We start from the raw sequence: 11,139 nt of genomic DNA on the forward strand, positions 1-11,139 counted from the left end.
GGAGGAACCGCCATGCCTACTCTGCTCGCGGTCGCCCACGGAACCCGCTCGGCCACCGGCCAGAAGCAGATCCGTGACCTGGTCGCCGCGGTCGCCCGCAGCCGGCCGTCGCTGGACATCCGGCTGTCGTACGCCGATGTGCAGCAGCCCCGGATCGGCTCGGTCGTGCCGTCCGTCCGGGACGCCGTGGTCGTGCCGCTGCTGCTGTCGGCCGGCTACCACGTGCGGGTGGACATCGCTGAAGCCGTTGCCGGTACCGGGATTCCGGTCACCGCGCCGCTCGGCCCGGACCCCGTACTCACCGAAAGCCTGACCAGGCGCCTGCCGGCGGCCGACGCGGTGGTTCTCGCCGCCGCCGGATCCTCGGATCCGGCGTGGCGGTCCTCGGTCCACGCGCTCGCCGCACAGATGGGCGCGCACGTCGGGTTCGTCTCCGGCAGCGAGCCGACGGTCGCCGACGTCGTCGCCGGGCTGCGCCGGCAGGGCGCGCGCCGGGTCGCGATCGCCGCCTACCTGCTCGCCGAGGGACTGTTCTACCGCACCCTGCACCGGGCCGGCGCCGACTCGGTCACCCCGCCGCTCGCGCTCGACCCGGCCGTCGTGTCGCTTGTGGTGCGCCGCTACGAATCGGCTCTTCTCACAACCGTCCCGGCCCGCATGTAGGGTTTTCCGAACGTTCGCGCAACCGCGCCGGTCACGCCGCAAAACAATGTCCCGGAATCATTCGGGTGTGACGGCGACCGATACGCATTCGGCTAATAACGCCGTCGTCCCTGCTCACCGGAGGGTTCGACAGGTGCATTCGACACCGCGTTTTCTGCAGGGCGTCTTTCCCTTCGAGGGTAAGGGCCTGGATCGGCCGGCCCCGCTCGGCCCCGAACTGTCCTACGTGGTGCCCGACGGGTCCTCCGCGCAGGCTGTCTACTTCCGCGGCGGCAACGCGGCCGCCGAACTCGTCTGCGCGGTCCTGACCCGCGACGGGCACCCGATGCGCTACTTCCCGATCGGCGCCAAGAGCGACGTGCACGTGTCCCTGCGCGTCGTCGAGGACCTGCCGGCCGGCACGAACGTCGAACTGTGGCTGGCCGCACCGGCCGGCGTCACCGGAACGGTGATCGTCGACCTGGGACTGGTGGAGGTCTGATGCGACAACGACTCGTGGTCATCGGCAACGGGATGGCCGGCGCCCGCACCGTCGAGGAGATCCTCGCCCGCGGCGGCGACTTCGACATCACGATGTTCGGCGACGAACCCTACGGCAACTACAACCGGATCATGCTGTCCAACGTGCTCGCGGGCATCGAGGACGAGGCCGGGATCTTTCTCAACGACCTTTCCTGGTACGCCGAGAACGACATCACCCTGCACACCGGCGTACGGATCGAGCGCATCGACCGCTACGCCCGGATGGTGTACGGGTCGGACGGCAGCACGACCGGCTACGACAAGCTGATCATCGCCACCGGCAGCTCCGCGTTCGTCCCGCCGATCAAGGGCGCGCACGTGCCCGGCCGCGGCTACCACCAGGGCGTCTTCGTCTTCCGCACGCTCGACGACACCCGCGCCATGATCCGCTATGCGAAGGAGCACGAGCGCGCGGTCGTCATCGGCGGCGGCCTGCTCGGTCTCGAGGCCGCCCGTGGCCTGCAGAACCACCTCGGCCACGTGACCCTCGTGCACGCCGCCGGCCACCTGATGAACACCCAGCTCAACTTCCAGGCCGGCAAGACGCTGCAGGCCACGATCGAGCAGAAGCTCGGCATCGACGTGGTGGTCGACGGCATGACCACCGAGATCCTCGGCAAGCACGCGGTGGCCGGGGTCAAGCTCGCGGACGGCACGGTGATCGACTGCGACGTCGTGGTGGTGGCCGCCGGCATCCGGCCGAACACCGAGGTGGCCGCGGTGAGCGGGCTCGTCGTCGAGCGGGGGATCGTCGTGGACGACCACATGCGCGCGATGGACGAAGAGGACATCTACGTGGTGGGGGAGTGCGCCCAGCACCGTGGTCAGGTGTATGGCCTGGTGGCACCGCTGTGGGAGCAGGCAAAGGTGCTGGCAACGAACGTTTGCGCCACCAACGTTAGTGCCCCTAACGTTGGCGCCCCTAACGTTAGTGGAACGAACGTTAGTGCGACGAACGTTGGTGGGACGAACGTTGGTGGGACGAACGTTAGTGCGACTTACCACGGGTCGCAGGTGTCCACCAAGCTCAAGGTGGCGGGTGTCGACGTCGCCTCGATGGGTTTGTCGCAGCCGGAGCGGGACGACGACGAACTGCTCGAGTTCGCCGAGCCCAAGCGCGGCGTCTACAAGAACGTCATCATTCGTGACGGACGGCTCGTCGGCGCCACCCTGGTCGGCGACAACAGCAAGGCGATGGCGCTGATAAAGGCGTTCGAGAAGGGTCTGCCGCTGCCCGACAACCGGGCCGAGCTGCTGTTCGACCTGGGCGGGCCGGCCGCCGAGGAGAGCGTCGACGACATGCCCGACGACGAGCAGGTCTGCAACTGCAACGGCGTCACCAAGGGTGCCCTGAAGGCGTGTGTCGACGGCGGCTGCAAGACGGTCAGCGGCTGCATGGACGCCACCCGGGCCGGCAAGGGCTGCGGCACCTGCAAGCCTCTTGTGCAGCGGATCGTCGAGTGGGCCAACGGCGGCTCGGTCGAGGAGGACCCGGCGGCGTCGTACTACGTGCCGGGTGTGCCGATGCCCAAGTCCGAGCTGATGGCGGCGATCCGGCGGCACGAGTTGAAGTCGGTGTCGTCGGTGTTCGCCACGCTCGGCGGGGACGAGGACGCCAAGAGCAAGATGGGCCTCGCGTCGCTGCTGAAGATGATGTGGGCCGGCGAGTATGTCGACGAGCGGGACGCCCGCTTCATCAACGACCGGGTGCACGCGAACATCCAGCGCGACGGCACGTTCTCGGTGGTGCCGCAGATGAAGGGCGGGGTCACCACCCCGGCCGACCTCAAGCGGATCGCCGAGGTGGCCGAGCGGCACGGCGTGCCGATGGTGAAGCTCACCGGCGGGCAGAGGATCGACCTGCTCGGCATTCCCAAGGAGAAGCTGCCGCAGGTCTGGGCCGACCTGGACATGCCCAGCGGATACGCCTACGGCAAGAGCTTCCGTACCGTGAAAACCTGCGTCGGATCGGACTTCTGCCGGTTCGGGGTCGGCGATTCCACCGCGCTCGGGATCGCGCTGGAGGAGCGTTATCAGGGCATCGAAGGGCCGGGCAAGATGAAATTGGCGGTCACCGGCTGCCCGCGTAACTGCGCCGAGGCGTACGTCAAAGATCTTGGTGTTGTTGCTATTGACGGTGGTAAATGGGAGATCTATGTCGGCGGTGCGGCCGGCGCGCACGTCCGCAAGGGCGATCTGCTCGCCACGGTCTCCTCACCCGAGGAAGTGATCGTGCTGACCGGGCGGTTCCTGCAGTACTACCGGGAGAGCGGGAACTGGCTCGAGCGCACCTATGCGTGGGTGCCGCGGGTCGGCATCGAGAAGATCCGGGCGGTCGTGGTGGACGACGCCGAGGGCATCGCCGCCGCGCTCGACGCCGCGATGGATGCCGCGGTCGGCGCCTACCGGGACCCCTGGAAGGAGCGGGCCGAGCCGGCCACGCCCGGCCAGTTCCGCACCTCGCTGCCGCTGACCGTGCTGCCCCAGGTTCCGGTGCGCGCATGAAGCCCATCGGATCGGTTCACGACATTCCGCTCGGCGAGGGCCGGACCTTCGCCGTCGACGGCCGGATGATCGCCGTCTTCCGCCTGCGCGACGGCTCGGTCCGCGCACTGTCCGCCGTCTGCCCGCACCGGGGCGGCCCGCTGGCCGACGGTCAGATCGACCTCAAGCAGGTCGTCTGCCCGCTTCACCTGTACGCCTGGGACCTGGCCACCGGCTGCTCACTGAGCGGCCAGGACCCGGTCACCTCCTATCCGGTCCGCGTCGACGACGACCAGCTCTTTGTAGAGGTGTGAGATGACTGCCACTCTTGACCGCCCACTGATTTCGGTACGCGGACATTGGATCGACGACTGGCGCCCGGAGGATCCGGCGTTCTGGGCGACGACGGGGGCGCCGATCGCCCGGCGAAACCTGATCTTCTCCATCCTGTCGGAACACATCGGCTTCTCGGTCTGGTCACTCTGGTCGGTGCTCGTTCTTTTTCTGGGCCCGGCGTACGGCATCGACCCGGCCGGAAAATTCCTCCTCACCGCGGTGCCGACGCTCGTCGGGGCGGCGCTGCGCATCCCGTACAGCTTCGCGGTGGCCCGGTTCGGCGGCCGTAACTGGACGATCTTCAGTGCCTCGCTGCTGCTGATCCCGGCGGTGCTGGCCGCCTTCCTGATCAAGCCGGGGGTGTCCTACTCGACGCTGCTCGTCCTCGCGGCGGTCGCCGGCGTCGGCGGTGGCAACTTCGCCTCGTCGATGACCAACATCAACGCGTTCTACCCGAACCGGCTCAAGGGCTGGGCGCTCGGTATCAACGCTGGTGGCGGCAACTTAGGGGTCGCCGCTGTCCAGCTGGTCGGTCTGTTTGTTCTGGCGGTTTTCGGCGCCGGGCATCCCGGGATCGTGGCCGGGATCTACATCCCGCTGATCGTCGTGGCGGCGTTGTGCTCGGCGCTCTACATGGACAACCTGACCCAGGCCCGCAGCGAGAAGCGGGCCATGCGGGACGCGACCCGCGAACCGCACACCTGGATCATGTCGCTGCTGTACATCGGCACGTTCGGCTCGTTCATCGGCTTCGGGTTCGCGTTCGGCCAGGTGCTGCAGGTGCAGTTCCACACCGAGTTCTCCACCCCGGTGAAGGCCGCCTACCTGACGTTCCTCGGCCCGCTGCTGGGTTCGCTGGTGCGCCCGCTCGGCGGTGCGCTCGCCGACCGGCTCGGCGGTGCCCGCGTGACGTTCCTGAACTTCATCGCGATGGCCGTCGGCGCCGGCGTCGTGCTGCTGGCCGCCCAGCAGAAGTCGTTGCCGCTGTACATCGTCGGTTTCGTCGCCCTGTTCATCCTCAGCGGCGTCGGGAACGGCTCGACCTACAAGATGATCCCGGCGATCTTCAAGTCCAAGCACCCGTCGGACGAACCGACCGCCCGCCGCCTGTCCGGCGCGGTCATCGGCATCGCGGGTGCGATCGGCGCTCTCGGCGGCGTACTGGTGAACCTCGCCTTCCGCCAGTCCTTCCTGGAGACCAAGAGCGCGGACGCCGCCTACATCGGGTTCATCGCGTTCTACATCCTGTGCGTGCTGGTCACCTGGGCCGTCTACCTGCGACCCGGCGCCCGCACCGCCGGCGCCGTCTGATCATTGCGGGCACCCGGAGGAAGACACGCTTCGATATCGTGGGAGCGTGTCCTCCTCCGAGCTGAACACCGGCCTCCCGCACTCCGCCCGCATCTACGACCACCTGCTGGGCGGCAAGGACAACTTCGAGGCCGACCGGGACGCCGCGGCCTTCATCACCGCCGACTGGCCGCACCTGGCCATCTCGATGCGGGCCAACCGCAACTACATGGCCCGGCAGGCCCGGTTCATCGCGGCCGAGCTGGGCATCCGGCAGTTCCTGGACATCGGGGCGGGCCTGCCGACCGCGCCCAACCTGCACGAGGTCGTGCAGGACGTGGACCCGTCGTCGCGGGTGATGTATGTCGACAATGATCCGATCGTCCTGGTGCACGCCCGCGCGCTGCTCACCGGCGCCGCCGAGGGCCGCACCGCCTACCTCGACGCCGACCTGCACGACCCGTCCACGATCATCGGCTCCACGGAGTTCCGGCAGACGTTCGACCTGTCCCGCCCGGTGGCCCTGAGCCTGATCGCGATCCTGCAGTTCATCGTCGACGACGACCGCGTGCACCACATCATCGACACCCTGATGGAGCCGTTGCCGCCGGGCAGCGTCCTGGCCCTGTCGACGGTCACCGCGGACAGCGCGCCGGACGAGGTCAACAAGGGCGTGGCGGCCTACCTGGCCCGGGGCATCAACGAGAAGGCCCGCGACCTCGCCGAGTGCCAGGACCTCTTCCGCGGCCTCGATCTGATCGATCCGGGCGTGGTCCTGGTCAACCACTGGCGCCCGGACGAGGCCGCCCGCGCGGTCCCCGACGAACACGTCCACATGTACGGCGGGGTCGCCGTCAAACGGTGAGCTCAGGCCACGGCCCGGTGCTCCCGGGTCGGGCGGGCGAGGATCGCGGCGATCGCGATCAGCGCGAAACCGTACAGCGGCAGCTGCTGGAGGTCGCTCGGCGTCAGATACCAGCCCTCGCCGAGGTCGAGCGCCCGGAGCAGGTCGATCGTGGGGCCGAAGGCGAAGCCGTGGGCGTGCACCAGCTCGCCGGTGCCCAGCGGGTCGGCGATGGTCAGGTAGCGCACCAGCGAGGCCAGGAAGCCGACGGCCGACGGGATCACCAGGATCAGGCCGGTCGCGGTCAGCAGCGCGCTGAGCCGCGGCCGGCGGGCGGCCTGGATGCGGTGTGACAACGCGACCCCGATCAGCCAGCCGGCCAGCAGGCCCAGCAGGGCTCCGGCGACGGTCAGCGGAACATACGACGCCGGGCGTCTCGGCCAGCCGGCGATGCTGATCGCCGGCGCGCCGCCGGCGTCCGGGTAGGCGTAGACATCCAGCCGGACGTCCGCGTTCTCCGCGGCGAAATGCACATTCTTCAGTACGCCGTCCGTACCGTCGCCGGCCGTGATCGGGCCGGTCGTCCAGCCCTCGGCGGCCAGCCGGTGGCTCGTCAGCTCCACTTCCGTCTGGACGTCGGTGCCGGCCGGGATCGTGCCGTCGGCGTAGAGATAGTGATCGGTCGCCGACATCACGCCCGGCTGGGTGAGGGCCGAGCTGACGTCGGGCAGCTCGGCGTAGCCCCAGGTGCCTGCCCAGGAGCCGGCGGCGGCGCCGAACGCCCCGCCGATCAGCAGGGCCAGGACGGCCGCGGCCACGGCGAGCGGGCGGCGCGTCGGCGGGCGGAACCGCTCGCGGACGCCGTCGAGCACGAGTTGCCGCTTCTCGGCGCGGGTCGCGCGGCCGCCGGGGCCGGCCATCTCCGCCATGGTCTCGAGCAGCTCGGCGCCGTGCTTGCGGCGCAGCCGGGCCGGATAGGCCGCCAGTAGCGCCCTCACGCGCCACCGCCCGAGAAGCCGGGCCGCAGGCGGAGCTGTTTCTCGGCCACGTTCGCCCGGCGGCGCAGGTGCTCGACCTGCTCGGCCAGGGCGGTCGTGCCGCTGTCGCTGAGGCGGTAGTAGCGGCGGAGCCGGCCGTCGACCGGCTCCTCCCGGTCGAGGGCGATCAGGCCCTGCTGGTCGAGGCGGTCGAGTGCGCCGTAGAGGGTGCCCGGGCGCAGCCGCACCTCCCCGTCGGAGAGTTGGGCAACGGCTTGGACGATGCCGTAACCGTGCAGCGGCTGGGCCGCCAGCGCGGTCAGGATCAGGAAGGTGGGTTCTTGCACGGCGCCGATAGTACGGAGACGAAGGTATAACGTCAACAACGCTATGGCGGGGGTTTTTGACCGCGATGAACGGGAAATCCCGTACCTGACGGACCACGATCAGGGAGGCGGAGATGCCCGCAGGTTCCAGCCCGAAGAGGGAACGGCAGTACGAGCACATCAAGGACAGCGTCAAGGATCGCGGCGGCTCGGAGAAGCGGGCCAAGGAGATCGCCGCGCGCACGGTGAACAAGGAGCGGGCCCGCGCCGGGGAGTCGAAGACCGCCAGCCGGTCGTCGATCAAGGACGTGTCGTCCGGGCATCGCGGTGGCAAGCGCTCGCACACCGGCGCGCAGGGGCGCACCAAGGAGCAGCTCTACAACGAGGCGAAGAAGCGCAACATCGCCGGCCGCTCCTCGATGAGCAAGTCCGAGCTGGAGAAGGCGCTCGCCCGCTGAAACCGCCGGCCTTCAGCCGGCAACGGCCTGGGTGATCTGGCGGGTGGTCTGCGCGGCGACGCGAGCATCAATTGCGGCGTACGAGACGTAGGCGTTGAGCCCGCCCGCCAGCGCCCACCCGCGCCCGCGCGCCCAGGTGGCGTCGTCCACGGCCAGGGCCTCCCGAAACGTCGCGCGCGGGGCCGGCCCCAGGAGCGTGAACGCCATCATCATGTCCTTGGCGGGGTCGCCGGCACCCAGACCGCCGAAGTCGATGACCGTGCTGACCCGGCCGCCCTCGGCGAGCAGGTTGCCGGTGTGGAAGTCGCCGTGGAACCAGACCGGCGGCCGCCCCCACGGCGGCGCACTCAAAGCCGCCTCCCACACCCGGGTCAGCGCGGCCGCGTCGAACACCGACGCCACCTCAGCGATGGCCGCCCGTGTCGACGCATCGCGCGCAGCGAGGAGATCCGACGCAGCCGAGAGGTCCGACGAGGCCGGGATGTTCTGCAGGGCGGTAAGGAAGCCGGCCAGTTGCAGCGCCGTCTCGGTGGACTCGCCGAAGCGGGCGACCGTGACCGTCTCGCCGGGCAGCCAGCGGGACACCGCCCACGGCCACGGATAACCCTCCGCCGGGCGGCCTACCGCTACCGGCACCGGGATCGCCAGCGGCAGGTGCGGGGCGAGGCGGGGCAGCCAGTCGTACTCCTTCTCGGCCTGGCCGATCGCGCCCTCGTGCCGGGGCAGCCGGACCGCGAGCTCGTTGCCGAGGCGGTGGATCACGTGGTCCGAGCCGGCCTGTTCGATCCGGCGCAGCGGTAGGCCGGCCCACTGCGGGAACTGGGCGTCCACCAGCGTGCGAACCAGCGCCGTATCGATCATGCGGCTGATTCCATCATGTCATTGGGACTCGCGGTGGACGGTGATGCCGTTGAAGTACCGGGTGCCGGACGGGGCGAACACGTCATCGCGGTAGCCGCCGATGTCGGCGGCGGCGTCGGCTCTGATCAGGGCCGGGCGGATCAGGTAGTCGTCGGTCGCGCCGGAGCCCCCGGTGGCCGGTCCGATGCCGACGGTCAGGGTGCCGGTCTCCGGGCGCAGGCGGTAGAGGTAGTCCGAGGTCGTGTGGTGAGCGGGCTGGACGACGACGTACCAGACCCAGCCGGACACTGTGACCGGCGACGCCGAGATCGACAGCGTCGCCCTGGTCTGCTGGGTGGTGAGACCGTCGGCCGGCGCGGTGATGCTCGCTCGCGCCGAGGCCGTGGTGGCCACCGTGACCGGCGGCGTCGAGGTTCCGGTCTTCACCGTGCCGCCCTGTTTTCCCGGCCCGCCGCCGCTCCCGGTGCCGCCGCCCGAGTTGCCACTTCCGGAACCCCCGGTCCCGTTGCCGGATGCGGACGGCCCGGACGACGGCGGCCCGGTCGGTCCGGATGACGGTGGGCCGGACGGCGGCCCCGATGGTGGCCCCGATGCCGGAGCGCTGACCGGCGAGGACGAGCCCGGGCCGGTCGTGGGCGTGACCGTGCCGTGTTTGCGCAGGTAGTCCATGGCGTCCACCACGCTCACCCCGAAGACCTGGGAGACGTCCGCGAAGACCCCGATGACCGCGACCACCCCCGCGACGGTCAGCCACTTGACCACCCTGGCCCGCTTGCCGGACGCGGGCTTCTGTTCCTCGACCGGATTCGTCATTCCACGCTCCCCAGACCGGCCGCCCCCGACGGCCGGCCGGAGAGTCATACGGACGGTGATGTCGGACAGACGTAGGCGTTCGTCTATTTAGTACTGTCCGATCATCCGACTCGGAGGAGGCTGCCCGGATGGCTGATCCACTGGACGACGCGGCCGTGGCCGGTGACGCGCTGATGCGGGTGGCGTCGGCGGCGGGCGGCTACCTCGATTCGCTGGCCGGGCGGCCGGTCCTGGATCACGACGCGCTGGGGATGCTGGCCGGGCTGGGCGGAGCGCTTCCGGACGCCGGGGCGGGGACGGCCGGGACGGTGGACCGGCTGATCGACATCGGGACGGCCGCGGGGACCGCCTCGTCCGGCCCGCGCTTCTACCACCTGGTCATCGGCGGGGTCACCCCGGCGGCGCTGGCCGCCGACTGGCTGGCCTCGCTGCTCGATCAGAACGCCTACGGGCGGGTGTCGTCACCGTTCGCGACGGAGGTCGAGACGGTGGCGCTCGGCTGGCTGCGGGAGCTGTTCGGGCTGCCCGAGGGCTGGGGTGGTGCACTGGTCGCGTCGGCGACGTTCGCCAACTTCACCGGGCTCGGCTGCGCCACCCAGTGGTGGGGCGAGCGGCTCGGGGCCGACACCGTCGGTGACGGCCTGGCCGGGCTGCCGCGCATGCCGGTGCTGTCCGGCGGTTACCTGCACGCCAGTGCGCGCAAGGCGCTGCAGATGCTCGGGCACGGGCGGAACGCCGCCGAGACGTTCCCGGCCGACGCGACCGGGCGGGTGGATCTCGCGTCGATGCGGCGCCGGCTCGACGAACTGGGCGGCCGGCCGGCGGTGATCATCGGGAACGCGGGGGAGGTCAACACCGGGGATTTCGACCCGATCGCGGCGCTGGCCGACCTGGCCGCCGAGTACGGCTGCTGGCTGCACGTCGACGGCGCGTTCGGGCTTTTCGCCGCGCTGTCGCCGCGAACGGAGCACCTGGTCGAGGGCATCGAGCGGGCCGACTCGATCGCCGCCGACGCGCACAAGTGGCTCAATGTCCCGTACGAGTCGGGCTTTGCCCTGATCAAAGATCCGGCGCGGCTCGGCCGGGCGTTCGGCATGCCGGGCGCGCCCTACCTGCCGGCGCCGGACGATCCGGCCGGTGGGCACGCGCCGTTCGGGCCGGAATCGTCGCGCCGGGCCCGGGCGCTGCCGATCTGGGCGACGCTCGCCGCCTACGGCCGGGACGGCTACCGGGCCATGGTCGAGCGCCACCTGGACCTCGCCCAACGACTGAAGCGGCACGTGGACGAGTCGCCGGAGCTGGAAAGGCTCGCCGAGGTGCCGCTGTGCATCGTGTGTTTCCGGGCGCGGCCGGAGGGCGTACCGGAAGAGGGTCTTGATGATTTCAACCGGCGCCTCGGCGCCGCGATCGTGGCGGACGGCCGCTTCCTGGCCGGGACGACCGTCCATGCGGGGAAGGTGGCCCTGCGCCCGGCCATCGTGAACTGGCGCACCACGGACCGGGACGTCGACCTCTTCGCGGCAACGGTGAAGGAACTGGTCGACAACATGATCAACAAGTAGTTC

At 70.2% G+C, this 11,139-nt stretch carries 12 protein-coding genes; 8 read left to right on the forward strand and 4 right to left on the reverse strand.

Features of this window, described 5'->3' with window-relative positions:
* The first annotated feature begins 12 nt into the window (after positions 1–12).
* The 6 genes from Ato02nite_RS32600 (at position 13) to Ato02nite_RS32625 (ending at position 6,160) form a co-directional block, all read left to right on the forward strand.
* Entirely contained in the window at positions 13–663 is a 651-nt protein-coding gene (locus Ato02nite_RS32600; protein WP_213010515.1) for a sirohydrochlorin chelatase, read from the forward strand.
* 133 nt (positions 664–796) lie between these two features.
* Positions 797–1,144, forward strand: a complete 348-nt coding sequence (locus tag Ato02nite_RS32605) for a molybdopterin oxidoreductase (protein ID WP_213010516.1) — start codon at positions 797–799, stop codon at positions 1,142–1,144.
* The gene (locus Ato02nite_RS32610) at positions 1,144–3,690 is read left to right on the forward strand and encodes an FAD-dependent oxidoreductase (RefSeq protein WP_213010517.1); all 2,547 of its coding nucleotides are present in this window, start codon (positions 1,144–1,146) and stop codon (positions 3,688–3,690) included. Before Ato02nite_RS32605 ends, Ato02nite_RS32610 begins: the two co-directional genes overlap by 1 nt.
* Complete coding sequence (locus Ato02nite_RS32615) at positions 3,687–3,983, forward strand: Rieske (2Fe-2S) protein (RefSeq protein ID WP_213010518.1); 297 nt, start codon at positions 3,687–3,689, stop codon at positions 3,981–3,983. The genes Ato02nite_RS32610 and Ato02nite_RS32615 overlap by 4 nt, the downstream gene beginning before the upstream one ends.
* A 1-nt stretch (position 3,984) precedes the next feature.
* Positions 3,985–5,316 (forward strand): nitrate/nitrite transporter, encoded by a 1,332-nt coding sequence (locus Ato02nite_RS32620; protein WP_213010519.1) that lies wholly within the window; start codon positions 3,985–3,987, stop codon positions 5,314–5,316.
* A 46-nt stretch (positions 5,317–5,362) separates the two neighbouring features.
* Positions 5,363–6,160 (forward strand): SAM-dependent methyltransferase, encoded by a 798-nt coding sequence (locus tag Ato02nite_RS32625; protein ID WP_213010520.1) that lies wholly within the window; start codon positions 5,363–5,365, stop codon positions 6,158–6,160.
* A 2-nt stretch (positions 6,161–6,162) separates the two neighbouring features.
* Here Ato02nite_RS32625 and Ato02nite_RS32630 read toward each other — a convergent pair whose 3' ends face one another.
* A complete protein-coding gene (locus Ato02nite_RS32630) occupies positions 6,163–7,137 on the reverse strand; it encodes a hypothetical protein (RefSeq protein ID WP_213010521.1) in 975 nt (324 codons plus the stop codon).
* Positions 7,134–7,463 carry a PadR family transcriptional regulator gene (locus Ato02nite_RS32635; protein WP_213010522.1) on the reverse strand — a complete coding sequence of 110 codons (330 nt, stop codon included), beginning with the start codon at positions 7,461–7,463 and terminating at the stop codon, positions 7,134–7,136. The genes Ato02nite_RS32630 and Ato02nite_RS32635 overlap by 4 nt, the downstream gene beginning before the upstream one ends.
* 113 nt (positions 7,464–7,576) lie before the next feature.
* On the opposite strand from Ato02nite_RS32635, the gene Ato02nite_RS32640 reads away from it, so the two are divergent.
* Positions 7,577–7,900 carry a plasmid stabilization protein gene (locus tag Ato02nite_RS32640; RefSeq protein ID WP_213010523.1) on the forward strand — a complete coding sequence of 108 codons (324 nt, stop codon included), beginning with the start codon at positions 7,577–7,579 and terminating at the stop codon, positions 7,898–7,900.
* 12 nt (positions 7,901–7,912) lie between these two features.
* On the opposite strand, the gene Ato02nite_RS32645 is transcribed toward Ato02nite_RS32640, so the two are convergent.
* Together Ato02nite_RS32645 and Ato02nite_RS32650 are read right to left on the reverse strand one after the other, a co-directional pair.
* Positions 7,913–8,761 (reverse strand): aminoglycoside phosphotransferase family protein, encoded by an 849-nt coding sequence (locus Ato02nite_RS32645; RefSeq protein ID WP_246607694.1) that lies wholly within the window; start codon positions 8,759–8,761, stop codon positions 7,913–7,915.
* Positions 8,762–8,779: 18 nt separating this feature from the next.
* Positions 8,780–9,574 (reverse strand): hypothetical protein, encoded by a 795-nt coding sequence (locus Ato02nite_RS32650; protein ID WP_213010524.1) that lies wholly within the window; start codon positions 9,572–9,574, stop codon positions 8,780–8,782.
* A 128-nt stretch (positions 9,575–9,702) separates the two neighbouring features.
* Between Ato02nite_RS32650 and Ato02nite_RS32655 the strand changes: the two genes are divergently transcribed.
* Positions 9,703–11,136, forward strand: coding sequence for a pyridoxal phosphate-dependent decarboxylase family protein (locus Ato02nite_RS32655; RefSeq protein WP_213010525.1), 1,434 nt, complete (start codon positions 9,703–9,705; stop codon positions 11,134–11,136).
* The last annotated feature ends 3 nt before the right edge of the window (positions 11,137–11,139 follow it).

Source organism: Paractinoplanes toevensis (genome assembly GCF_018332695.1).
Classification (GTDB): domain Bacteria; phylum Actinomycetota; class Actinomycetes; order Mycobacteriales; family Micromonosporaceae; genus Actinoplanes; species Actinoplanes toevensis.